We start from the raw sequence: 22,504 nt of genomic DNA, 5'->3' as shown, positions 1-22,504 counted from the left end.
TCCCACGTGCCTACTTGGGCTGCGGCTTGCGCACCGTCAGGTGCAGCTCCTTCAGCCGCGCCTCCTCCAGCTCCGTCGGCGCGCCCATCATCAGGTCCTGGGCGTTGCCGTTGAGCGGGAAGGCGATGGTCTCGCGGATGTTCGGCTCGTCGGCGAGGAGCATGACGATACGGTCCACGCCCGGCGCGATACCGCCGTGCGGCGGGGCGCCGAAGCGGAACGCGCGGAGCATGCCGGCGAACTTCTCCTCGACGGTCTCGCGGTCGTAGCCCGCGATCTCGAAGGCCTTCAGCATGATCTCCGGCTCGTGGTTCCGGATCGCGCCGGAGGACAGCTCGACGCCGTTGCAGACGATGTCGTACTGCCAGCCCAGGATGTCCAGCGGGTCCTGGGTCTCCAGGGCCTCCAGACCGCCCTGCGGCATGGAGAACGGGTTGTGCGAGAAGTCGATGGCGCCGGTGTCCTCGTCCTTCTCGTACATCGGGAAGTCGACGATCCAGCAGAACCGGAAGACGCCCTCCTCGAAGTGCCCGGCACGCTTGGCGGCCTCGACCCGCACCGCGCCCATGATCTTCGAGACCTCGTCGAACTCGCCCGCGCCGAAGAACACGGCGTGACCGGCGGCCAGCGACAGGCGCTTGGTCAGCTCGGCGACGTTGTCCTCGGTGAGGAACTTCGCGATCGGGCCGGTCAGCGAGCCGTCCTCGGCGACACGGACCCAGGCCAGGCCCTTGGCGCCCTGCGAGACCGCGAAGTCACCGAGCTGGTCGAAGAACTTCCGGGGCTGCGCGGAGACGTCCGGCACCGGCAGCGCACGCACGTGCTTGCCGGCGAACGCCTTGAACTCCGAGCCCTCGAAGATGTCGGTGATGTCGACGAGCTCCAGCTGGGCGCGCAGGTCCGGCTTGTCGGAGCCGTACTTCAGCATCGCCTCGCGGAACGGGATCCGCGGGAAGGGGGAGGTGACGTGGCGGCCGCCGCCGAACTCCTCGAACAGCTCGGTCATGAGCTGCTCGATCGGCTGGAAGACATCCTCCTGCTCGACGAAGCTCATCTCGACGTCGAGCTGGTAGAACTCGCCCGGCGAACGGTCCGCGCGCGCGTCCTCGTCACGGAAGCAGGGCGCGATCTGGAAGTAGCGGTCGAAGCCGGAGATCATCAGCAGCTGCTTGAACTGCTGCGGCGCCTGCGGCAGGGCGTAGAACTTGCCCGGGTTCAGGCGGGAGGGGACGACGAAGTCACGGGCGCCCTCGGGAGAGGTCGCGGACAGGATCGGCGTCGCCATCTCGTTGAAGCCGAGCGCCGTCATCTTGTGACGAATGGCGCTGATCACCGACGTACGCAGCAGGATGTTCTTGTGCATGCGCTCGCGGCGCAGGTCCAGGAAGCGGTACTCCAGGCGCCGCTCCTCGTTGACCCCGTCCTCGGTGTTGATCGTGAACGGCAGCGGGGCGGCCGCGCCGAGCAGCTCGACCTCGCCGACCTCGACCTCGACCTCACCGGTCGGCAGCTCGGGGTTGACGTTCTCGGCGCCGCGGGAGACGACCTTGCCGTCGACGCGGACCGTGGACTCCTTGGTCAGCTTGTCGAGGGCCTCGTACGCGGGCGTGCCGGGACGGGCGACGAGCTGCGTGATGCCGTAGTGATCGCGCAGATCGATGAAGAGGATGCCGCCCAGGTCGCGCCGATTGTGCAGCCAGCCACTCAGTCGGACGTCGGTGCCGACGTCAGAGGAGCGGAGCTCGCCGCAGGTGTGGGACCTGTACCGATGCATCGTCGTTCATCCAGTCTTCGCGGATCGGGGGGCGTGTTTCACGTGAAACTTCCCCCAGCCTACCGGGGACCCCAAGATCGCCTCCCCACCATTTCCCCGCGCCGACGGCCCCACCCGTGACCCGCGCCCGACCGGATGCCCCATACAGCTTCGGTGGCAGTCTGCGATCACCTGTTCGTAAAGTAGGGCAATGCGCACTGGTGAGCCCCTGCCCACCGTGGGGGAGGTTCTCGCCGCCCTCGCGACCGGACTGTGGCACTGGAACACCGCCACGGGACTCGTCACGGTCGACGCGGAGGCGGCACGGCTGCTGGGGCTGCCCGCGGAGCAGTCCACCCTCAGCCAGGCCCAGGTGCGCGCCCGTCTGCACCCGGTCGACTGGAACGAGATCAGCGGGGTGATCCAGCTCGCCGTCGCCGAGGGCACGCTGGGTGAGGCACGGGTACGGATCATGGACGAGCGGGGCCGGGTCATCCGGGTCGGCCGCAGCCGCTTCCACGCCTCCTTCGACCGTGAGAAGCGGTCGTACGAGGTGACCGGCTCCCTCCAGGAGGTCACCGAACCGACGCCGGGGACCCCTGCGGGGCGTACGGCGGTCACCGGTGACTGGCGGCGTTCGCGGGAGGCATTCCTGCTGGACGCGGGCCGGGCGCTGGCCGAGGCGCGGTCGACGGAGGAGGTGCTGCGGGTCGCGGCCGGTCTGTCGATGCCGGGCTTCTCCCCGGACGGCCTCGCCGTGTTCGGGGTGACGGGCGATCGCCTGACGATCACCGGCCACCACGGCCACCAGCCCGGTGACGAGGGCCCCTTCTCGCACATGCCCCTGGACACCGACTATCCGGCCGCCGAGGTGGTCCGCACCGGTCGTGCCGTGTACCTGTCCACGCCCGAGCAGTACAAGGACCGCTACCCGGTCACCTGGCCGCTCGCCGCGCACTTCAACCGGCAGTCCTGGGCGTTCCTGCCGCTGACCGTGGCCGGCCGCACGATGGGCGCCTGGATGGCCGCCTTCACGTACCCCGTGGCGTTCACGCCCGACGAACGGTCCGTGCTGACCACGGTCGCCCGCATGCTCGCCCAGGCCCTGTCGCGCGCCGAGGCCGCCGAGTCCGCGCGGGAGCTCACGGACGGCCTCCAGCGCTCGATGCTGCCGCAGCTGGGCCCCGAGATACCGGGCATGAGCGTCGCGGCCCGCTATGTGCCGACCGGGGGCGGGCTCCAGGTCGGCGGCGACTGGTACGACATGATCCCGCTGCCCAACGGCCGGTTCGCCCTGGTCATCGGGGACGTCCAGGGCCATGACGTACGGGCGGCGGGCCTGATGGGCCAGCTCCGGATCGCGCTGCGCGCCTACGCCTCCGAGGGCCACCGCCCCGACGCCGTCCTCTCCCGCGCCTCCCGCTTTCTGCACGGCATGACGTTCGGCGCCCTCGACGAGGACCCGTCCGAGCTGCGCTTCGCGACCTGCCTGTACGTCGAGGTCGACCCCACGACCGGGCTGCTGGACATCGCCCGCGCCGGGCATCCGGACCCGGCGATCCGGATGAGCGACGGCACGGTGCTGGCCCGCCCGACGGCCGGCGGCCTCCCGCTCGGGATCGACCCGGACGCCGACTATCCGACGACCCGGATCACCCTGGAACCCGGCGAGACCATGCTGATCTGCACGGACGGCCTGATCGAGACCGGCGGCCACGATCTGGAGACCGGCTGGAAGCGCATCCGCGCCATCCTGGAGGACCACGACGGCGATCTTGAGGCCCTCGCCGACGCGCTCGTCCAGGCCGTCCACGGCCCGTCCTCCCACCACACCACCGGGCCGCTCGCCGACCGGCGCGAGGACGACATCGCGGTGCTGCTGCTGTGCCGGGAGGGGGAGGGCTGCGGCTGCGGTGACACGGTGGCCGTGCGGCCCACGATCCGGCGCACCATGCTCACGGTCGCGCAGGACGAGCCGGAGCGGGTCGCGGTGGCCCGTCAGCAACTGCGGGAGCTGCTGCACGACTGGACCTCCGAGGACCAGGTGGACTCGGCGGTCCTGCTGCTGTCCGAGATGCTCACCAACGTCCTCGTCCACACCGACGCCGACGCCCTGCTCCTCGCCGAGGTGCGCGGTGCCTCGGACGACCGCCGGATACGCGTCGAGGTAACGGACACCAGCGACGACCTGCCCCACAAGCGCCGCCCCGGTGAACTGGCCTCCTCCGGCCGGGGCCTGATCCTGATCGAGATGCTGGCTCAGGCGTGGGGCGTGGACCCGCGGGGCGAGGGCAAGAGCATCTGGTTCGAGCTCTACGAGGCGGACGGCGCCGTGGGGCTCGGGGGCGCGGAGGGCGGCGGGGGTTCGGGGGGTTCGGGGGCGGCGTAGCGCTCCCTGAGTTCGTTGACGACGCCGAAGGCGGCGGCGGTCAGCGGTACGGCGAGCAGCATGCCGAGGATGCCGGCCACGGAGGCCCCGGCGGTGATCGCCACCATGACGACGGCGGGGTGCATCTGCACGGTCCGGCTCTGGATCATCGGTGTCAGCACATGCCCTTCCAGGACCTGTACGGCGAGCACGACGGCCAGCACCCACAGCGCGATCACGAACCCCCGGTCGGCGAGCGCGACGAGCATCGCGACCGCCCCCGAGAGGAAGGCGCCGAGGTAGGGGATGTACGCCCCGACGAAGACCAGCGCCCCGAGCCCGACCGCGCCCGGCACGTCGAGGACCAGCAGGCCGACGGTGATGCAGACGGCGTCGATGAGCGCGACGAAGGTGGTCCCCCGCATGAACCCCTCCACGGCCCGGAAGGCCCGCCGTGCCACGGCCTCCACGAGTTCCCCGCCGTCGCCCGGGACGAGGGACCGCAGGGCGCCGGCGGCCCGGTCGGAGTCCCGCAGGAAGAAGAAGACCAGCAGCAGCGCGAGTACGGCCATGGCGATGGTCTCGCCCACGACGCTGACCCCGCTGAGGACACCGGAGGCGGCCGTGCCGCCGAACTTGGTGAGCAGCTCGCGGGCGTTGGAGGCGACGTCGTCCAGCGAGGTGCCGGCCGCCCCGAAGTGCTCGGCGAGATCCTCGGCCGCCTGCTTGAGCGCGGCGACGATCTCGTCGCCCGTGTCGACGACCGCGGCGACGACGATGTAGACGGCCCCGCCGACGACGGCCACGACGGCGACGCAGGTGAGCCCGGCGGCGACGGACCGGTTGACCCTGGCCTGTACGAGCCGTCGGTGCAGCGGCCTGAGCAGGGCCGTCCCGAGCAGCGCGAGCAGCACGGGCACGACCGCCGTACGGAACTCCACGGCCAGCCGGATCCCGACGTAGACCACCCCGGCGACGAGCAACACGACGACGCACCAGGCGGCGAGCCGCCGGACGGGAACAGGAAGCAGCTGCACACGTCCAGCGGATCACGCGGCGGCGCGGGTGTCCTGCGCGGTGAGCCGGTCAGGTGACGCCACGTCAGCGGATGCCCCGTCCTCTTACCTCGTCTATCTCACCGTTCGTGTACACAGCGTGACCGTGCGCGGCTACCGTGGACGGAATGACCGGCTCTCCAACGCGGCCGTCGCGAAAGGGCGTTGCACACATGACAGGTCGGACGGGATCCCAGGGCAGGCAGTCCAACGAGCAGCGCTACGGCGACGAACTGCGCCGCAGACGCGAGGCCGCGGGCCTGACCCAGACGGAACTCGCCGACATGGTCGTGTGCTCACCGTCCCTCATCGCCCACTACGAGGCGGGCCGCCGCACCCCCTCCCCGGCGGACGCGAGGCGACTGGACCAGGTGCTGGGCACGGACGGGTTCTTCGAACGCTGGCGGGCCACACTGGCCAAGGCCCGTTTCGCGGAGCACTTCCAGGAGGCGGCGGAGGCGGAGCAACTGGCCGTGTTCATCGAGGAGTACGCGGTCGCCTTCGTACCAGGGTTGTTGCAGACCAAGGCGTACGCGTGGGCCGCGCTCAAGACAGCCAAGCCCAACAACACGGCGGCCGAGCTCGACAAGAAGGTCGTCAACCGCCTGGAGCGGGCCCGAATCCTGGAGAACCCAGAGTCCCCGACGGTATGGATGATCCTGGGCGAGAACGTCATCCGGACGGTGGTCGGCGGCCCACCTGTCATGGCCGAACAGCTTAGGCACATCGTGGAGTTGGCGCGCATGGGCAGGATCATGGTGCAGGTGGTCCCGTTCAGCGCGGGAGCCCACCCGGCCATGGGCAGCATGGTGAAACTGATGCGTTTCGCCGACGCGCCTGACATGGCGTACGTAGAGGCACTGCACACAGGTTCGCTGACCGACGATCCGTCACTGGTCCGGCAGTACCGCGACGCTTACGATCTGGCCAGGGCCGCCGCGCTGCCGCCGGAGGCGTCCCTCGACCTGATCGCATCGGTGGCGGAGGACTACGACGACCATGAGTGCCCACCACATCCCTGACGCGTCAGCCCTCACCGCCTGGCGCAAGTCCAGCTACAGCGGCGCCGACAACGGCGACTGCGTGGAGGTCTCCGACGGTCACCCGGGCCTCACCCCCGTCCGCGACAGCAAGACCCCCACCGGCCCGGCGCTGCTCTTCGGTGCCGACGCGTGGTCGGCGTTCGTCGCGGGCGTGAAGGGCTGACGCGGTCGGCAGAATCGACGCGTCTGTCCACTTTCGGGTGAACATCCTTGCTATGGACGCGAGTTGCACCTCCGCGTGTCTACCGTCCGACGCGGAGGTGATGCTCGATGAACGAGCAGAACAACACGCGCAAAGACGCGATCGACATCAATGACTTCGTGTTCGCGGCCACGGGGGCGCGGGTGCGGAGGCTGACGATGCCGGACGGGACGCACTGGTTTCCCGCGGCGGACGTACTCAAGGAACTGGGGTACAGGAACCCTCGGAAAACTCTGGCGGACCATGTCCCCACAGAGCACCGAGAGACTCTTGAGAAAGTAACTGGAGGTTACGCTCTCAGCATTCCCGCAGGTCGGGAGTGGCGCCGAGACATGAATCTCGTGGACCTCCAGGGCCTGATCCGCTTGGTCAACGGCTGCACGAAGCCAGAGTCCCAGCCCTTCAAGGCCTGGGTCTCCGAAGTCATCGCCACCATCCAGCGCGACGGCTCCTACTCCCTGGAACCGGCCCCCGTACAGCCCGCCGCCCCCACCGGCACCACCGCCTACGCCGTACCGCAGCAGCTCGCCGACGCCCTCGTCCGGCTCGAAGAGCGCAGTACCCGGTCGGACGCGGCGCTACGGCAGATCGATGACAAGCAGAACACGATCGTCGAGATGCTCCGCGACATCACCAAGACTCTCCGGCGCTCCGACGACCGCTCCCGCCCCGTCCAGGCCCCGGAGCTGACACCCCAGCAGCTTCTGGCCAACTGGAAGTCCAGGAACCTCGTCGTCACCGAGGATGTCCACGCGGTGGCCGCCCACCTGGCCCCGGCGCTGCTGCACGGCGGCGCCGGGTACAGCGTGGAGGAGATCTCCGTCTGCACCGGGCTCTCGCCCGACCGCGTCCACGACAGCCTGGAGCTGCTGTCCGAGCAGGAATGCGTACGGCAGGTGGGCCGCGCTCCGAACGGCGCCCCGTTCTACGTGCTGCCGTAGCCCGATAGCGCCCAGGTGAGAAAAGGCCCGAAGTCGCAACTCCAACTTGCGGCTTCGGGCCTTGTCGTACCGTACCCGTCCCTCAGCCTGTACAAGCCACTATCGGACATCCCATACGACGGCCCCAAGACGAAGCATTACAGTCCGCCCTCAGACATCCCGTGCACTGCCGGGATCGTGCCCAGCCGTCCTTTCTGGAAGTCGTCGAAGGCCTGCTGGAGTTCCTCACGGGTGTTCATGACGAACGGGCCGTAGTGGGCCATCGGCTCACGGATCGGCTGCCCGCCCAGGAGGACGACCTCCAGGTCCGGCGTGTGGGAGTCCTGCTTCTCGTCGGCGCGGACGGTCAGGGAGCCGCCCTCGCCGAAGACCGCCGTCTGGCCCAGCTGGACCGGCCGGCGTTCCGCGCCCACCGTTCCGCGGCCCGCGAGGACGTAAGCGAGCCCGTTGAAGTCCTCCCGCCACGGCAGCGTGACCTCCGCACCCGGCGCCACCGTCGCGTGGATCATCGTGATCGGCGTGTGCGTGATGCCGGGACCGGCGTGCCCGTCCAGCTCACCGGCGATCACTCGCAGCAGCGCGCCACCGTCGGGGGTGGTGAGCAGCTGGACGTTGCCGCCGCGGATGTCCTGGTAGCGCGGAGGCATCATCTTGTCCTTGGCCGGCAGGTTCACCCACAGCTGGAGACCGTGGAAGAGACCGCCCGACATGACCAGGTGCTCCGGCGGCGCCTCGATGTGGAGGAGACCCGCTCCGGCCGTCATCCACTGCGTGTCACCGTTGGTGATGGTGCCGCCACCGCCGTTGGAGTCCTGGTGGTCGAAGATCCCGTCGATGATGTAGGTCACGGTCTCGAAGCCGCGGTGCGGGTGCCAGGGGGTGCCCTTGGGCTCGCCCGGCGCGTAGTCCACCTCACCCATCTGGTCCATCATGATGAACGGGTCCAGATGGCGGTAGTTGATCCCGGCGAACGCACGGCGCACCGGGAAGCCCTCACCCTCGAAACCGCTCGGCGCGGTCGTGACGGCGAGCACGGGACGAGCCACTGCCTCCGCGGGCGCGGCGACACGGGGCAGCGTCAGCGGGTTCTCGACGGTCACTGCAGGCATGTCGGTACCTCCTTGTGCGGCCAGTTTAGTTGAGCATTGAACTTCCTGCCACCCTCAACGGGAACGCCCCGCAGGACATTCCCTCCGGGCACAGCAGAAGGCCGGCACCGCGCGGGGTGCCGGCCTCCGTCACAAGGACCTGGTTTCGGGGGCGGCTCAGTGTGCCAGCCGGAGCGGGGGCGGGGGGCGCGAAAGCCCCAGAGCCCGTCCTAGCCGCCGTACATCCGCCGCATCGCGAACTCGACCATCTGTTCCACGGCCTTCGCGTCGAAGACCATCCGGTGTTCGCCCTCCATGTCGAGGACGAAGCCGTAGCCGGTCGGCAGGAGGTCGATCACCTCGGCGCCGGTGATGACGAAGTACTTGGACTCCTTGCCCGCGTACCGCCGCAGCTCCTTGAGCGAGGTGAACATCGGGATCACCGGCTGCTGGGTGTTGTGCAGGGCGAGGAACCCCGGGTTGTCGCCGCGCGGGCAGTAGACCTTCGACGTGGCGAAGACCTGCTGGAAGTCCTCCGCGGACATCTGCCCCGTGGTGAACGCCCGCACCGCGTCCGCGAGCGAGGGCGGGGACGGCTCGGGGTAGAGCGGCGGCTGCTGGCCGTACCCGCCGACACCGCCGGACATGGGCTGCTGCGGCGGGGCGTACTGCTGCTGTGCGCCGACGTTCTGGTCGTAGCCGTACATGGGCGCAAGCGTACCGAGAGCGGCCGCGGGGCGGGCCGGTACCGGGGGCTCCGGCAAACCGACAGCGACTTGACAGCGTGTGGCCCTGGGTTCACGCCGTTGCCGCTCCTAGCGTCTTTCCATGCGCCGAGACCATGCCGAAGAAATCGCCGGAGAAGTCGCCGAAGAAGTCCATGAGCACGACCGCGGGCTCTCCCACGACCTGCCGGTCCTTGCCCGCCGCCGCATGATCCGGCTGGTGGCGGGGGCGGGACTGGTGCCCCTGGTGGGGTGCAGCTCGCAGGACGAGACGTCGGCCGCCCCCTCCGCCAAGGGCCCCGGCAGTCCCGCCTCGTCCGCCGAGTGCGCCACCATCCCGGACGAGACGGCGGGGCCGTTCCCCGGCGACGGCTCGAACGGCGTGAACGTCCTCAAGGAGAGCGGCGTCGTCCGCGCCGACATCACCAGGAGCTTCGGCGACTCCGCGGGCGGCACCGCCGAGGGCGTGCCGCTGACCGTCACGCTCACGGTCGTGGACGCCGCCTCCGGCTGCGGGACGCCGAAGAAGGGCGCCGCCGTCTACCTCTGGCACTGCGACCGGGAGGGCAACTACTCCCTGTACTCGGAGGGCGTCACGGACGAGAACTACCTGCGCGGCGTCCAGGAGACCGACGACAAGGGCCGGGTGACCTTCGAAAGCGTCTTCCCGGGCTGCTACACGGGCCGCTGGCCGCACATCCACTTCGAGGTGTACGGCAGCCTGGCCGACGCCACGGCCGCCACCTCGATCACGAACACCTCACAGCTCGCCTTCCCGAAGGACGTCTGCGACACGGTGTACGCCTCGGCGGGCTATGCGGCGAGCGTGCGCAACCTGAGCGGCCTGTCCCTGGAGACCGACGGCATCTTCAGCGACGGACACGACCAGCAGCTGGCTGTCATGGAGGGGAGCGTGGCGCGGGGATACACGGCGAAGCTGACCGTTCCGGTGTGACCTGTCACAGATCGCGGATCGGGGTTGCGTCTTATTACTGGCGGGTAGCATCATCGTAGCTACTTGTTGGTACGTGAACTAGCGCGAGGATGCACTCCCAGTGCCTCGCCGATCTCTCTAACGGAGCCGTCGCCATGGGGCACTACAAGTCGAATCTCCGCGACATCGAGTTCAACCTCTTCGAAGTACTCGGGCGCGACAAGCTGTACGGCACCGGCCCGTTCGAGGAGATGGACACCGAGACCGCGAAAAGCATCCTCGACGAGCTGACCCGCCTCGCCGAGAACGAGCTGGCGGAGTCCTTCGCGGACGCCGACCGCAACCCGCCGGTCTTCGACCCCGAGACGAACACCGCACCGGTCCCGGCGTCCTTCAAGAAGAGCTACAAGGCCTTCATGGACTCCGAGTACTGGCGCCTCGGTGTCCCGGAGGCGATCGGCGGCACGACGGCTCCGCCGTCCCTGATCTGGTCGTACGCGGAGCTGATCCTCGGCTCGAACCCGGCCGTGTGGATGTACTCCTCCGGCCCGGCGTTCGCCGGGATCCTCTACGACGAGGGCAACGACGTACAGAAGAAGATCGCCCAGATCGCCGTCGAGAAGACCTGGGGCTCCACCATGGTCCTCACCGAGCCGGACGCCGGCTCGGACGTGGGCGCCGGCCGCACCAAGGCGGTCCAGCAGGAGGACGGCTCCTGGCACATCGAGGGCGTGAAGCGGTTCATCACGTCCGGTGAGCACGACATGGAGGAGAACATCCTCCACTACGTCCTCGCCCGCCCCGAGGGCCACGGCCCCGGCACCAAGGGCCTGTCGCTCTTCCTCGTCCCGAAGTACCTCTTCGACTTCGAGACCGGCGAGCTGGGCGAGCGCAACGGCGTCTACGCCACGAACGTCGAGCACAAGATGGGCCTGAAGGCCTCCAACACCTGCGAGATGACCTTCGGCGACCAGCACCCCGCCAAGGGCTGGCTGATCGGCGACAAGCACGACGGCATCCGCCAGATGTTCCGCATCATCGAGTTCGCCCGCATGATGGTCGGCACGAAGGCGATCTCCACGCTGTCGACGGGCTACCTGAACGCGCTGGAGTACGCCAAGGAGCGCGTCCAGGGCTCCGACCTCGCGGCCTTCGGCGACAAGGCCGCGCCCAAGGTCACCATCACGCACCACCCGGACGTGCGCCGCTCGCTGATGACGCAGAAGGCGTACGCGGAGGGCATGCGCGCGCTGGTGCTGTACACCGCCTCCATCCAGGACACGATCGCCGTCAAGGAGGCCGCCGGCGAGGACGCCAAGGCCGAGCACGCGCTGAACGACCTGCTCCTGCCGATCGTCAAGGGCTACGGCTCCGAGAAGGGCTACGAGCAGCTCGCCCAGTCGCTGCAGACCTTCGGCGGCTCCGGCTTCCTGCAGGAGTACCCGATCGAGCAGTACATCCGCGACGCCAAGATCGACACCCTGTACGAGGGCACGACCGCGATCCAGGGCCAGGACTTCTTCTTCCGGAAGATCGTCCGCAACCAGGGCGCCGCGCTGAACTCGCTCGCCGAGGACATCAAGAAGTTCCTGGCGGTCGGCGAGGGCGGCGAGGAGCTGTCCGGCGCCCGCGAGCACCTCGCGAAGGCGGCCGTCGAGCTGGAGGCGATCGTCGGTCTGATGCTGACCGACCTCGCGGCCACCGAGCAGGACGTCAAGAACATCTACAAGGTGGGCCTGAACACCACCCGCCTGCTGCTGGCCTCCGGTGACGTGGTCGTCGGCTACCTGCTCCTCAAGGGCGCGGCCGTCGCCGCCGAGAAGCTGCCGACCGCCTCCTCCAAGGACAAGGCGTTCTACACGGGCAAGATCGCGGCGGCGAAGTTCTTCGCGGCCAACGTCCTGCCGGGCGTCACCGGTGCGCGCAAGCTCGCCGAGGGCATCGACCTGGACCTGATGGAGCTGGACGAGGCCGCGTTCTAACCGTCCGTTCCAGGCACTCACGGACAATCCACATGGCCCTGACGAGGGCCCGCTCCCCTTCACCGGGAGCGGGCCCTCGTACGTCGTTAAGGTGAACCCCATGAGCGAACCCCCCCGCTTCGACCGCGGCCACACCGACGACCTCATGTCCTTCCTGGCGGCCGGCCCGTCGCCGTACCACGCCGTGGCGAACACCGCCGAAAGGCTGGAGAAGGCCGGGTTCCGGCAGGTCTCGGAGACGGACGCCTGGACTGTGACATCAGCGGCTGAAGCCGCGGGGTCGAGCGGCGGCAAGTACGTGGTGCGCGGTGGCGCGATCGTGGCCTGGTACGTCCCCGAGGGCGCGGCGCCCCACACGCCGTTCCGGATCGTCGGCGCGCACACGGACTCCCCCAACCTGCGGGTGAAGCCGCTGCCGGACGCCGGGGCGCACGGCTGGCGGCAGGTGGCCGTGGAGATCTACGGCGGACCCCTGCTCAACTCCTGGCTCGACCGCGATCTGGGCCTGGCCGGCCGGCTGACCCTGCGGGACGGCACGACCCGGCTGGTGAACGTGGACCGCCCGCTGCTGCGCGTCCCCCAACTCGCCATCCACCTGGACCGCTCGGTGTCGGCGGAGGGGCTCAAGCTCGACAAGCAGCGGCACCTGCAGCCCGTCTGGGGCCTCGGCGACGACGTGCGCGACGGCGACCTGATCGCCTTCCTGGAGGAGACGGCCGGGCTGCCGGCGGGCGAGGTCACCGGCTGGGACCTGATGGTCCACTCCGTGGAACCGCCGGCCTACCTGGGCCGGGGCAAGGAGCTCGTCGCGGGCCCGCGCATGGACAACCTGCTCTCCGTGCACGCGGGCGTGGCGGCGCTGACCGCGGCGGCGGCCTCGGGGTCGGCCCTCTCCTCCATCCCGGTGCTGGCCGCCTTCGACCACGAGGAGAACGGCTCGCAGAGCGACACCGGCGCCGACGGGCCGCTGCTGGGCGGCGTCCTGGAGCGTTCGGTGTTCGCGCGCGGCGGGTCGTACGAGGACAAGGCACGCGCCTTCGCCGGCACCGTCTGTCTGTCCTCCGACACGGGCCACGCGGTCCACCCCAACTACGCCGAGCGCCACGACCCGACGCATCACCCGCGCGTCAACGGCGGTCCCATCCTGAAGGTCAACGTCAACAACCGCTACGCGACCGACGGTTCGGGCCGGGCGGTCTGGGCGGCGGCCTGCGAGAGGGCGAACGTCCCCTTCCAGTCCTTCGTCTCCAACAACTCCATGCCCTGCGGCACCACGATCGGCCCGATCACCGCGGCCCGGCACGGCATCAAGACCGTCGACATCGGCGTGGCGATCCTGTCGATGCACAGCGCCCGCGAGTTGTGCGGCGCGGACGACCCGCATCTGCTGGCGAACTCCCTGGTGGCCTTCCTGGAGGGGTAGCCCGGGCCCGGTGGGGTACCCGCCTCCGACCGGAACCACCGGACCAGGGAGGCGACACTTATGGGCCTCGGCGGATGCATCATCCTCATCGCCGCGGGAGCCATCCTCACGTTCGCGACCGACTGGGACATGGAGGGAGTCAATCTCGACCTGGTCGGCATCATCCTGATGATCGTCGGACTGATCGGCGTCACGACGTTCAGCAGCATCGCCCGGCGCAGGCGCGTGGTGGTACCTCCCGCGACGCCGGTCGTCGGCGAGGAGCCCCACCATCATCGGCGGGACGGGTACAGCGACGGTTACGGCGTCTGAGCCACGGTTACGGCGTTTGCGGGACGGGTTACAGCGCCTGCGCCGCGGTTCACGGCCGTCTGCGCCGCGCTCACCGCCGTCTGAGCCACAGTGACGGCGTCTGGGTTCAGGGCGTTCGCGCCTCCGCGCCGCTGTCCATCCCGGCGAGCACCAGCGGCAGTCGGTCCGTGCCGGTCCCGGTCAGCCGGACCGGCACGCCCCAGTCCTGCTGGTGGACATGGCAGGCGGGGTACTCTCCCCCAGTCCTCGACCGGGAGGTGCCCCCAGCCGGGTCGTCGTCGCAGGACGCCGCCATCGCCGACACATGCAGAACGCCCTCCGGGACAGCGGGGTTGAGCTCCAGGGTGCGGGACAGGTCCGTGTCCGCGCCCTCCCCAGCGAGCAGCAGTTCGGGCGGGGTCGCGGAGACCAGGAGGCGGGTCGAGGGGCCGTACCGGGTGTCGAGCTTCTGCCCCGCCGGGGCCTCGAAGACGACGTCCAACCGGAGCTTGCCCGGGGTGACTTCGGTGGCGGCGCGCCGGGTGCGGTGGGCGACCGCCTCGACGCGGACGGCCTCCTCCGGAAGGCGCAGCCGGGTCAGCCGGTGCCGCGCCGACTCGACCACCACGATGTCGTCCCCGACGAGCACCGCGTCCGAGGGCTCCCGCAGATCCGTGGCCAGGGTGGTGACCTCGCCGGTCGCGGGATCGTAGCGGCGCAGGGCATGGTTGTAGGTGTCGCTGATCGCGACCGAGCCGTCGGGCAGGGCCGTCACTCCCAACGGGTGCTGCAACAGGGCCTGTTCGGCTGCGCCGTCGCGGTGGCCGAAGTCGAAGAGGCCGGTGCCGACGGCGGTGTGGACGGTGCCGTCGCGGTCCACCCAGCGCAGGGCGGACGTCTCGGAGTCGGCCACCCACAGCCGCTCCCCGTCCGCCGACACGGCGAGACCGGACGGCTGGGCGAACCAGGCCTCGGCGCCCGGGCCGTCGACGAGACCCTCGTTCGAGGTGCCGGCGGTGACGGAGACCGTGCCGTCGGCCGGGTCGTACGCCCACAGCTGGTGGATGCCGGCCATGGCGATCCAGACCTTGCCGTGCCACCACGCCACGTCCCACGGTGAGGACAGGTTGACCTCGCGCGCGGGGCCCGAGACGGCGTCGCCCTGCATCCACTGGAAGCCGGTGCCCGCCAGGGTGGTGGTGCGGCCGCTCTCCGGGTCGAAGCGCCTGACCGCGTGGCTCACCGTGTCGGCGACGACCACCGAGCCGTCCGGCAGCAGGGCGAGACCCTGCGGCTCGTTGAACCGCGAGCGGGCCCAGGTGCTGTCGGTGAACCCCCGGCTGCCCTGACCGATCCGCCGTACGACCGTCTCCCCGTCCGCCTCCAGCTCCACCAGCTGATGCCGGGTGGTGTCGCTGACCAGGAAGTTCCCGGAGGGCAGACGCAGCGCCTTGCCGGGGAAGCGCAGCACCGTCGGCTCCGGCTCCGGCGCCACGTACGGCCCGTCGCCGCGCCGCAGGGTGCCCTTGGCCTCGTGCTCGGCCTCCAGCTCGGTCACCAGCCGCTCGATGGCGTGCACATGCCCCTCACCGGCGTGCTGCGCGACGACGTACCCCTCCGGGTCGATCACGACGAGCGTGGGCCAGGCCCGCACCGCGTACTGCTTCCAGGTGGCGAGGTCCGGATCGTCGAGAACGGGATGCCCGACGCCGTACCGCTCCACCGCGTCGACGACCGCGCGGTGCTCGGCCTCGTGGACGAACTTCGGCGAGTGCACGCCGATGACGACGACGGTGTCCCGGTGCTTCTCCTCCAGCTCTCTGAGCTCGTCGAGGACATGCAGGCAGTTGATGCAGCAGAACGTCCAGAAGTCCAGGATCACGATGCGTCCCCGCAGGTCGGCCAGGCCGTATGGACGGCCACCCGTGTTCAGCCAACCGCCCCTGCCGACCAGCTCGGGGGCGCGGACACGGACGCGGCGGGGTGCGGAGTCGTTCATGCCCCCAGGGTGCCACCGGGCACTGACAAACCGGCTCAGTCCGTCGGCCTACAGACGGCGTTTCGGACCGGGCGGCGGGGAACGCCTCGTGTCATGAGATTCCTCGTACGCGACCGGCTCCTCGGCTTCGGTGACGACTACTGGATCGAGGACGACCGGGGCACCAAGGTGTACCTCGTCGACGGCAAGGCGATGCGGCTGCGGGACACCTTCGAGCTGAAGGACACCGAGGGGCGCGTCCTCGTCGACATCCACCAGAAGATGCTCGCCCTGCGCGACACGATGGTGATCGAGCGGGACGGCGGGCCGCTCGCGACGATCCGCCGCAGACGGCTGTCCCTGCTGCGCAACCACTACCGGGTGTCCCTGGCGGACGGCAGTACGGAGCTCGACGTGAGCGGCAAGATCCTCGACCGGGAGTTCGCCGTCGAGTACGACGGCGAACTGCTGGCCGTGGTCTCCCGCAGATGGCTGCACGTGCGGGAGACGTACGGCGTGGACGTCGTACGGGACGACGCCGACCCGGCGCTGCTGATCGCGGTCGCGGTGTGTGTGATCCACCTGGCGGAGAAGGAACGGCGGGACGACGACTGAGGGGGAGCCGAGCCCTCAGCGGCGCGGCGTCGCCAGCCCCAGCACCCGGTCCTTGAGCGCCGGGAACTGATCCCGCGTCACCGCGACCTTCCCCGGGTCGAACTCCACGGTGAGCACCTGCTCCCCCGCGCCGGCCTGCGCCAGCACCTCGCCCCACGGGTCGACCACGATCGAGTGACCGGCCTGGGGAACTCCCGCGTGCGTCCCGGCCGTTCCACAGGCGAGCACGAACGCCTGGTTCTCCACCGCCCGCGCCTGGGCCAGCAGCGTCCAGTGCGCCCGGCGGCGCTCCGGCCAGCCCGCCGGGACGACCAGGGTCTCGGCGCCGACGTCGACGAGACCGCGGAACAGCTCGGGGAAACGGAGGTCGTAACAGGTGGCCACGCCGACCGTGGTCTGCGGCAGCCGCACCGTCACCAGTTCCTCGCCCGCGCCCATCAGCACGGCCTCGCCCTTGTCGAAGCCGAACCGGTGGATCTTGCGATAGGCGGCGGCCAGATCACCGGAGGGAGAGAAGACGAGGGACGTGTTGTAGAGGGGACCCTCGGGGTCACGCTCGGGGATCGACCCCGCGTGCAGCCAGACGCCCGCGTCGCTCGCGGCCTTCGCCATCACCTCGTACGTCGGCCCTTCGAGCGGCTCGGCCTCGCTGCCGAACTCCTCGTAGGCGAAGGCTCCGGTGGTCCACAGCTCGGGGAGGACGACGAGGTCGGCCGACCCGGCCTGGTCCCGGACCAGGGAGGCTACGCGCGCTCGGCGCGATTCGACCGTTTCGCCCTCATTGACGTCGATCTGGAGCAAAGAGGCGCGCACACTACCACCGTCCTGGCATTCGAGCGGTCCACATGGGCTTCCACGCGGGCCTACGATCGTCACACGAAAGCACTGCCGGGGTGCCTCACAGCAGCGTAACTTAGCGTTTCAAGACACCCGCCGACAGCCGCCACCTCCCACTGGCAACGCCGCCACAAACCGCCCGTGTACCGACCGCCGAGGGGTCCCGTTCCGTGAGTCTGCATCCCACCCTCCAGCCCTACGCCGACGCCTGGACCCACTCCATCGAAGCGATATCCGAGCTGGTGACACCGCTTGTGGAGGGTGAGTGGAACCGGCGTACGCCCTGCCCCGGCTGGTCGGTCCGCGACGTCGTGTCGCATGTCATCGGCCTGGACTGCGAGATGCTCGGCGACCCGCGGCCCATCCACACGCTCCCGCGCGACCTCTTCCACGTCACCAACGACCACCAGCGCTACATGGAGATGCAGGTCGACGTCCGCCGTCACCACACGGCGCCGGAGATGACGTCCGAGCTGGAGTACACGGTCATCCGCCGCAACCGCCAGCTGCGCAACGAGTCCCGCGACCCCGGCACGAAGGTCCGCGGCCCGCTCGGCGCCGAGCTCACCCTCGAAGAGTCCATGCGGGCCCACGCCTTCGACATCTGGGTCCACGAACAGGACCTGCGGGCCGCCCTCGGCCGTCCCGGAAACCTCGACTCCCCCGGCGCGCACGTGGCCCGCGACGTCCTGCTCGACAAGCTCCCCGAGATCGTCGCCACCAAGGCCGACGCCCCGCGCAGCTCGGCGATCGTCTTCGACATCCACGGCCCGATCGAGTTCCTCCGCACGATCCGCATCGACATCCAGGGCCGCGGCACCCTCGAAACGGCCCCCGCCCTCGGCCCCGCCGCCACCCTCACCCTCGACTGGGAAACCTACGTCCGCCTCGCCTGCGGCCGCGTCACCCCGGACGCGGCGGCGGACCGCGTGAAGACAGAGGGTGACACGGACCTGGCGGCGGCGATCCTGCGCAACTTCACGGTGACGCCGTAGCACTTTCAGCCCGTCCGGGACACTTTCAGCCCGTCCGGGACACTTTCAGCCCGCCCGGGACACTTTCAGCCCGTCCGGCGTTTGAGGACGAGGCCCGGAGGGCCGACAGCGGGGGTCTGGGGGCGCAGCCCCCAGGGATGGGACGGGTAGGGGCGGCGGGGGCGAAAACCGCTGTCGCCCACCACCTACCCCCGGCTAACGTCCCGCCGTGACCGACACCCACCCACCCCGCCTGACCCGACTCACCTTCCACGGCCCGCTGTCAGAGCCCCGCGCCGACCGTCTCGTCCAGCGCCTCATAAGAACCGACCCCACCACCGTCCTCGACATCGGCTGCGGCTGGGGCGAGTTGCTGCTGCGCGTCCTGACGGCGGCGCCCGCCGCGAAGGGCACCGGCATCGACGTGAACGCCCGGGACCTCACCCGCGCCCGCCACAACGCCGAGACCAGAGGCCTGACATCCAGGGTCGAGTTCGTCGAGGAGTCCGCCGTCGGAACCCGCCGCGGCCCCGCCGACCTGGTCCTGTGCGTCGGCGCGAGCCAGGCGCTCAGCACGGCCAGCACCCCCGACCACACCACCGAGGCCCTGCGCGAACTACGCCGCCTGGTCACCGACAACGGCCGCGTCCTGCTCGGCGAGGGCTTCTGGCAGCGCCCCCCGACCCCCGCCGAGCTCGACGGCATGTGGCCCGGCGCAGCCGCGACCGACCACCACGACCTCGCCACCCTCCTCGACCTGGCGGTCGCCGCGGGCTTCCGCCCGGAGTGGACCGAGACGGCGAGCCTCGACGAGTGGGAGGAGTTCGAGTCGGCGTACCAGGCGGACACCGAGGTGTGGCTGGCCCGGCACCCCGGCCATCCCCTGGCCGCCGAGACCCGCGAGGACCTCGACCGCCACCGCGCCCAGTGGATGAGCTACCGCGGAGTGCTGGGACTGGCGTACCTCACCCTGGTCCCCGCCCTCTGAGCCACGGTCCCGCCCGCTGAGCCACGGTCCCGCCCGCTGAACCACCGGGCCCGCGCCGGCTCAGGCGGGAACGTGCACGGTCTCCACCCTGCTGGCGACCAGCCGTTCCCGCTCCCGGCGCGCCGCCCGCTTCCGCAGCCGCAGGATCTGGCTCACGCCCAGTGCCTGGAGGACGAAGACCACCGAGAAGGCGACGGCGTAGTCGTCCCCGGTCGCGTCCAGCAGCACCCCGATCGCGAACAGCGTGGTCATCGAGGCCACGAAGCCGCCCATGTTGGTGATGCCGGAGGCCGTGCCCTGCCGCTCCGGCGGGTTCGCGGGCCGGGCGAAGTCGAAGCCGAGCATCGAGGCCGGTCCGCAGGCCCCGAGGACCGTGCACAGTACGACGAGCAGCCACATCGGCGCCGTCTCGCCGGGCCAGGCCAGCGTCGTGGCCCAGAGCAGCGCGGTCGCGCCCACCGTGCCGAGGGCCAGCGGCAGTCGCGCCCCGTGGTGCCGGGCGACGACCTGGCCGTAGACCAGGCCGACCACCATGTTCGACAGGACGACGAGGGTGAGCAGTTCTCCGGCCGTGGCCCGGGACAGCCCCTGCGCCTCCACGAGGAACGGCATGCCCCACAGCAGCAGGAACACCATCGCCGGGAACTGGGTCGTGAAGTGCACCCACAGGCCCAGCCGGGTGCCCGGCTCCCGCCAGGACGCGGCGATCTGACGGCGTACGTATGCCGCGCCCTGGTGCGGAAGGGGCGCGGGCTCGTGGCCCTCGGGGTGGTCCTTGAGGAACAGCAGGAGCAGGACGAACACCACGGCGCCGGCGGCGGCGCTGCCGGCGAACGCGGCCGTCCAGCCCACGCCGTGCAGCAGCCGTGCCAGCACCAGCGTGGAGACGAGGTTGCCCGCCATGCCCGCGAGGCCGGCGAGCTGTGCGATCAGCGGGCCGCGGCGGGCCGGGAACCAGCGGCTGCCCAGCCGCAGCACGCTGATGAACGTCATCGCGTCACCGCAGCCCAGCAGGGCGCGGGAGGCGAGGGCCATGCCGTACGACGGCGAGAAGGCGAAGCCGAGTTGGCCCGCGGTGAACAGCACCACGCCCAGGCCCAGCACCTTCTTGGTGCCGAGCCGGTCGACGAGCAGGCCGACGGGTATCTGCATGCCCGCGTAGACGAGCAGTTGGAGGATCGAGAACGTCGACAGGGCCGAGGCGTTCACGTCGAAGCGGTCCGCCGCGTCGAGGCCGGCGACTCCGAGGGACGTACGGAAGATGACGGCGACGAAGTAGACCGAGACGCCTATGCCCCAGACGGCGACGGCACGGCGGCCGCCGGGAGGGTCGCCGGGCAGTGCGGTGGACCTCATCGCTCCTCACCCCGCGCGAGGTGCGAGAACCAGCCGATGTGCCGGTGGACCAGCCCGACGGCGGCCTCGGCGTCGGCGGAGCGCAGGGCCTGAAGGATCTCCTCGTGCTCGGTCAGGGTCTTGGCGATCCGGTCGGGGTGGGAGTGCAGGACGGCGACGCCCATGCGCAGTTGCCGGTCGCGCAGCTGGTCGTAGAGCCGGGACAGGATCTCGTTGCCGCCGCTGCGGACGATCTCGGCGTGGAAGCAGCGGTCGGTCACGGCGGCTCCGGCGAGGTCACCGGCGGCGGCCTGTGCCTTCTGCTGGGCGAGCAGTTCTTCCAGGCGCGCGATGAGCCCGGGGGGCGCGGGGACGGCCTTGCGCGCGGCGTGCTCCTCGACGAGCATCCGGGTCTCCACGACGTCCTTGATCTCCTGCGCGGAGACCGGCAGGACCAGGGCGCCCTTCTTCGGGTAGAGCTTGATCAGCCCTTCGACCTCCAGCCGCAGCAGCGCCTCCCGCACCGGCGTGCGCGACACGCCGACGGCCTCGGCGAGCTCGCCCTCGGTGAGCAGGGTCCCGCCCTCGTAACGGCGGTCCAGGACGCCCTGCTTGACGTGGGTGTAGACGCGGTCGGCGGCGGGGGGCTGCTTGAGGGGCGCGGGCGGGGCGGAAGGCATGCCCACAGCATAGATACAACACGTACGCATGACAGTGGTCATTCCAGCATGCGGACTTCGCGGCGGAATCCGCGTGATCTACGAAATCTTCCGGCAAAGAAGCACCACCCGCCCCACAAGTCGCACAACCTTCTGTGCTAGTTACGTGTCACACACGTGCGGCCCCACTTTCTTTCCCCTCCAATTCGGCCGCACTTTCGGGGCATTAGACGTAATCGGGGTATTTCAGTTGATAAGTGCAGTCAAGGGCGTGCGTGTCCGCAGAGCCGCAGCCGTCGTGCTCACGACCGGCGCGGTCATCGCCTCCGGAGCGATCACCGCGGCGCCCGCGCAGGCCGTCACCGCGCCCTCGATCAGTGCCAAGGGCGGGTTCCTGATGAACAGCGCGAACGGCAAGACGCTGTTCGCCAAGTCCGCCGACACCAAGCGGCTGACCGCCTCCACCACCAAGATCATGACCGCGAAGGTCGTGCTCTCGCAGTCGAACCTGAACCTGGACGCCAAGGTCACCATCAAGAAGGAGATCAGCAACTACATCGTCTCCACGGGCGGCTCGTCCGCCCGGCTGATCGTCGGTGACAAGGTCACGGTCCGTCAGCTGCTGTACGGGATGATGCTGCCGTCCGGCTGCGACGCCGCGATGGCCCTCGCCGACAAGTTCGGTTCCGGCTCGACGGTCTCGGCCCGCACCAAGAACTTCATCGGCAAGATGAACACCATGGCCAAGAGCCTGGGCATGACCAACACGAAGTTCGACTCGTTCGACGGCATAAGCAAAGGCTCCAACGCCTCGACCCCGCGCGACCTGACCAAGCTCGCCCGCAGCGTGATGAAGAACTCCACGTTCAAGACCGTCGTGAAGACCACGTCGTACACGGCGAAGACGATCACGAAGACCGGCGCCACCCGCACGATGGCCGCGTGGAAGAACACCAACACGCTGCTCGGCTGGAACGGCACGCTCGGCATCAAGACCGGCTCCGGCACCGAGGCGAAGTACTGCCTCGTGTTCGCCGCCACGAAGAGCGGCGAGTCGGTGATGGGTGCCGTCCTCACCGCCCCCAACGCGGCCAGCCGCACGACGGACGTGAAGAAGCTGATCAACTACGGCTACGCCAAGATCTGACGCCCGCTGAGGCTCACGTCGACGAAACGGGGCGGCCACTCGACAGTGGCCGCCCCTTTCGCTGCTCTGGCTCGCCGCTCCTACGGGCTCACGCCCAGGTGATCAGCCGCTTCGGCTGCTCCAGGACGGCCGCCACGTCCGCCAGGACCTTGGAGCCCAGCTCCCC

General features: G+C 70.0%; 20 protein-coding genes and 1 pseudogene. 12 read left to right on the top strand and 9 right to left on the bottom strand.

Features of this window, described 5'->3' with window-relative positions; genetic code table 11:
• Nucleotides 1-10: 10 nt before the first annotated feature.
• Nucleotides 11-1,774 (bottom strand): aspartate--tRNA ligase, encoded by a 1,764-nt coding sequence (aspS, locus tag AQJ67_RS25165; RefSeq protein ID WP_062721340.1) that lies wholly within the window; start codon nt 1,772-1,774, stop codon nt 11-13.
• Nucleotides 1,775-1,964: 190 nt separating this feature from the next.
• Here aspS and AQJ67_RS25160 point away from each other — a divergent pair, with 190 nt between their 5' ends.
• Entirely contained in the window at nt 1,965-4,142 is a 2,178-nt protein-coding gene (locus tag AQJ67_RS25160) for a SpoIIE family protein phosphatase (protein ID WP_062721338.1), read from the top strand.
• On the opposite strand, the gene AQJ67_RS25155 is transcribed toward AQJ67_RS25160, so the two are convergent.
• Nucleotides 4,067-5,158, bottom strand: a complete 1,092-nt coding sequence (locus AQJ67_RS25155; protein ID WP_062721336.1) for an AI-2E family transporter — start codon at nt 5,156-5,158, stop codon at nt 4,067-4,069. The genes AQJ67_RS25160 and AQJ67_RS25155 overlap by 76 nt on opposite strands.
• A 191-nt stretch (nt 5,159-5,349) precedes the next feature.
• Between AQJ67_RS25155 and AQJ67_RS25150 the strand changes: the two genes are divergently transcribed.
• The 3 genes from AQJ67_RS25150 to AQJ67_RS25140 all read left to right on the top strand — a co-directional run bounded on the left by AQJ67_RS25150 (nt 5,350) and on the right by AQJ67_RS25140 (nt 7,362).
• Nucleotides 5,350-6,198, top strand: coding sequence for a helix-turn-helix domain-containing protein (locus tag AQJ67_RS25150; RefSeq protein WP_062721334.1), 849 nt, complete (start codon nt 5,350-5,352; stop codon nt 6,196-6,198).
• Nucleotides 6,176-6,382 carry a DUF397 domain-containing protein gene (locus AQJ67_RS25145; protein ID WP_062721333.1) on the top strand — a complete coding sequence of 69 codons (207 nt, stop codon included), beginning with the start codon at nt 6,176-6,178 and terminating at the stop codon, nt 6,380-6,382. Before AQJ67_RS25150 ends, AQJ67_RS25145 begins: the two co-directional genes overlap by 23 nt.
• A 107-nt stretch (nt 6,383-6,489) precedes the next feature.
• Entirely contained in the window at nt 6,490-7,362 is an 873-nt protein-coding gene (locus AQJ67_RS25140; protein ID WP_062721332.1) for a BRO-N domain-containing protein, read from the top strand.
• A 137-nt stretch (nt 7,363-7,499) separates the two neighbouring features.
• Here AQJ67_RS25140 and AQJ67_RS25135 read toward each other — a convergent pair whose 3' ends face one another.
• Together AQJ67_RS25135 and AQJ67_RS25130 are read right to left on the bottom strand one after the other, a co-directional pair.
• Nucleotides 7,500-8,471, bottom strand: coding sequence for a pirin family protein (locus AQJ67_RS25135; RefSeq protein WP_062721331.1), 972 nt, complete (start codon nt 8,469-8,471; stop codon nt 7,500-7,502).
• Nucleotides 8,472-8,680: 209 nt separating this feature from the next.
• Nucleotides 8,681-9,157: an SseB family protein gene (locus AQJ67_RS25130; protein WP_062721330.1), complete on the bottom strand. Its 477-nt coding sequence runs from the start codon at nt 9,155-9,157 to the stop codon at nt 8,681-8,683.
• A 121-nt stretch (nt 9,158-9,278) separates the two neighbouring features.
• Between AQJ67_RS25130 and AQJ67_RS25125 the strand changes: the two genes are divergently transcribed.
• The 4 genes from AQJ67_RS25125 to AQJ67_RS25110 all read left to right on the top strand — a co-directional run bounded on the left by AQJ67_RS25125 (nt 9,279) and on the right by AQJ67_RS25110 (nt 13,826).
• A complete protein-coding gene (locus AQJ67_RS25125) occupies nt 9,279-10,130 on the top strand; it encodes an intradiol ring-cleavage dioxygenase (RefSeq protein ID WP_062721329.1) in 852 nt (283 codons plus the stop codon).
• A gap of 134 nt (nt 10,131-10,264) precedes the next feature.
• Complete coding sequence (locus tag AQJ67_RS25120; protein WP_062721328.1) at nt 10,265-12,091, top strand: acyl-CoA dehydrogenase; 1,827 nt, start codon at nt 10,265-10,267, stop codon at nt 12,089-12,091.
• Between the two features lie 100 nt (nt 12,092-12,191).
• Nucleotides 12,192-13,514: a M18 family aminopeptidase gene (locus tag AQJ67_RS25115; protein WP_062721327.1), complete on the top strand. Its 1,323-nt coding sequence runs from the start codon at nt 12,192-12,194 to the stop codon at nt 13,512-13,514.
• Between the two features lie 60 nt (nt 13,515-13,574).
• Nucleotides 13,575-13,826: a DUF6458 family protein gene (locus AQJ67_RS25110; RefSeq protein WP_048581378.1), complete on the top strand. Its 252-nt coding sequence runs from the start codon at nt 13,575-13,577 to the stop codon at nt 13,824-13,826.
• A gap of 106 nt (nt 13,827-13,932) precedes the next feature.
• Here AQJ67_RS25110 and AQJ67_RS25105 read toward each other — a convergent pair whose 3' ends face one another.
• A complete protein-coding gene (locus AQJ67_RS25105) occupies nt 13,933-15,804 on the bottom strand; it encodes an NHL domain-containing thioredoxin family protein (RefSeq protein WP_062721326.1) in 1,872 nt (623 codons plus the stop codon).
• A 93-nt stretch (nt 15,805-15,897) separates the two neighbouring features.
• Here AQJ67_RS25105 and AQJ67_RS25100 point away from each other — a divergent pair, with 93 nt between their 5' ends.
• Nucleotides 15,898-16,398: an LURP-one-related/scramblase family protein gene (locus AQJ67_RS25100; protein WP_062721325.1), complete on the top strand. Its 501-nt coding sequence runs from the start codon at nt 15,898-15,900 to the stop codon at nt 16,396-16,398.
• A 15-nt stretch (nt 16,399-16,413) separates the two neighbouring features.
• On the opposite strand, the gene AQJ67_RS25095 is transcribed toward AQJ67_RS25100, so the two are convergent.
• Complete coding sequence (locus AQJ67_RS25095) at nt 16,414-17,211, bottom strand: carbon-nitrogen family hydrolase (RefSeq protein WP_062721324.1); 798 nt, start codon at nt 17,209-17,211, stop codon at nt 16,414-16,416.
• A 194-nt stretch (nt 17,212-17,405) separates the two neighbouring features.
• On the opposite strand from AQJ67_RS25095, the gene AQJ67_RS25090 reads away from it, so the two are divergent.
• A complete protein-coding gene (locus AQJ67_RS25090) occupies nt 17,406-18,230 on the top strand; it encodes a maleylpyruvate isomerase family mycothiol-dependent enzyme (protein WP_062721323.1) in 825 nt (274 codons plus the stop codon).
• A gap of 208 nt (nt 18,231-18,438) precedes the next feature.
• Nucleotides 18,439-19,197, top strand: a complete 759-nt coding sequence (locus AQJ67_RS25085; RefSeq protein WP_062721322.1) for an SAM-dependent methyltransferase — start codon at nt 18,439-18,441, stop codon at nt 19,195-19,197.
• Between the two features lie 60 nt (nt 19,198-19,257).
• On the opposite strand, the gene AQJ67_RS25080 is transcribed toward AQJ67_RS25085, so the two are convergent.
• Nucleotides 19,258-20,553: an MFS transporter gene (locus tag AQJ67_RS25080; RefSeq protein WP_062721321.1), complete on the bottom strand. Its 1,296-nt coding sequence runs from the start codon at nt 20,551-20,553 to the stop codon at nt 19,258-19,260.
• Nucleotides 20,550-21,212: a GntR family transcriptional regulator gene (locus AQJ67_RS25075; protein ID WP_062721617.1), complete on the bottom strand. Its 663-nt coding sequence runs from the start codon at nt 21,210-21,212 to the stop codon at nt 20,550-20,552. Before AQJ67_RS25075 ends, AQJ67_RS25080 begins: the two co-directional genes overlap by 4 nt.
• A gap of 250 nt (nt 21,213-21,462) precedes the next feature.
• Here AQJ67_RS25075 and AQJ67_RS25070 point away from each other — a divergent pair, with 250 nt between their 5' ends.
• On the top strand, nt 21,463-22,338 hold the full coding sequence (locus AQJ67_RS25070) for a D-alanyl-D-alanine carboxypeptidase family protein (protein ID WP_425264181.1): 876 nt from the start codon (nt 21,463-21,465) through the stop codon (nt 22,336-22,338).
• An 88-nt stretch (nt 22,339-22,426) separates the two neighbouring features.
• On the opposite strand, the pseudogene AQJ67_RS49540 reads toward AQJ67_RS25070, so the two are convergent.
• Nucleotides 22,427-22,504, bottom strand: a pseudogene (locus AQJ67_RS49540) (2-oxo acid dehydrogenase subunit E2); the annotation flags it as partial.

The organism is Streptomyces caeruleatus (assembly GCF_001514235.1).
Classification (GTDB): domain Bacteria; phylum Actinomycetota; class Actinomycetes; order Streptomycetales; family Streptomycetaceae; genus Streptomyces; species Streptomyces caeruleatus.
Note: the sequence above shows the minus strand (reverse complement) of the source record. Positions and strands in the feature narration are given on the sequence as shown.

Bases quoted from the DNA above. Each gene is read 5' to 3' on its own strand.
- aspS (WP_062721340.1), bottom strand. From the start codon at position 1,774: ATGCATCGGTACAGGTCCCACACCTGCGGCGAGCTCCGCTCCTCTGAC.
- AQJ67_RS25160 (WP_062721338.1), top strand. From the start codon at position 1,965: ATGCGCACTGGTGAGCCCCTGCCCACCGTGGGGGAGGTTCTCGCCGCC.
- AQJ67_RS25150 (WP_062721334.1), top strand. From the start codon at position 5,350: ATGACAGGTCGGACGGGATCCCAGGGCAGGCAGTCCAACGAGCAGCGC.
- AQJ67_RS25145 (WP_062721333.1), top strand. From the start codon at position 6,176: ATGAGTGCCCACCACATCCCTGACGCGTCAGCCCTCACCGCCTGGCGC.
- AQJ67_RS25140 (WP_062721332.1), top strand. From the start codon at position 6,490: ATGAACGAGCAGAACAACACGCGCAAAGACGCGATCGACATCAATGAC.
- AQJ67_RS25135 (WP_062721331.1), bottom strand. From the start codon at position 8,471: ATGCCTGCAGTGACCGTCGAGAACCCGCTGACGCTGCCCCGTGTCGCC.
- AQJ67_RS25130 (WP_062721330.1), bottom strand. From the start codon at position 9,157: ATGTACGGCTACGACCAGAACGTCGGCGCACAGCAGCAGTACGCCCCG.
- AQJ67_RS25125 (WP_062721329.1), top strand. From the start codon at position 9,279: ATGCGCCGAGACCATGCCGAAGAAATCGCCGGAGAAGTCGCCGAAGAA.
- AQJ67_RS25120 (WP_062721328.1), top strand. From the start codon at position 10,265: ATGGGGCACTACAAGTCGAATCTCCGCGACATCGAGTTCAACCTCTTC.
- AQJ67_RS25115 (WP_062721327.1), top strand. From the start codon at position 12,192: ATGAGCGAACCCCCCCGCTTCGACCGCGGCCACACCGACGACCTCATG.
- AQJ67_RS25110 (WP_048581378.1), top strand. From the start codon at position 13,575: ATGGGCCTCGGCGGATGCATCATCCTCATCGCCGCGGGAGCCATCCTC.
- AQJ67_RS25105 (WP_062721326.1), bottom strand. From the start codon at position 15,804: ATGAACGACTCCGCACCCCGCCGCGTCCGTGTCCGCGCCCCCGAGCTG.
- AQJ67_RS25100 (WP_062721325.1), top strand. From the start codon at position 15,898: ATGAGATTCCTCGTACGCGACCGGCTCCTCGGCTTCGGTGACGACTAC.
- AQJ67_RS25080 (WP_062721321.1), bottom strand. From the start codon at position 20,553: ATGAGGTCCACCGCACTGCCCGGCGACCCTCCCGGCGGCCGCCGTGCC.
- AQJ67_RS25075 (WP_062721617.1), bottom strand. From the start codon at position 21,212: ATGCCTTCCGCCCCGCCCGCGCCCCTCAAGCAGCCCCCCGCCGCCGAC.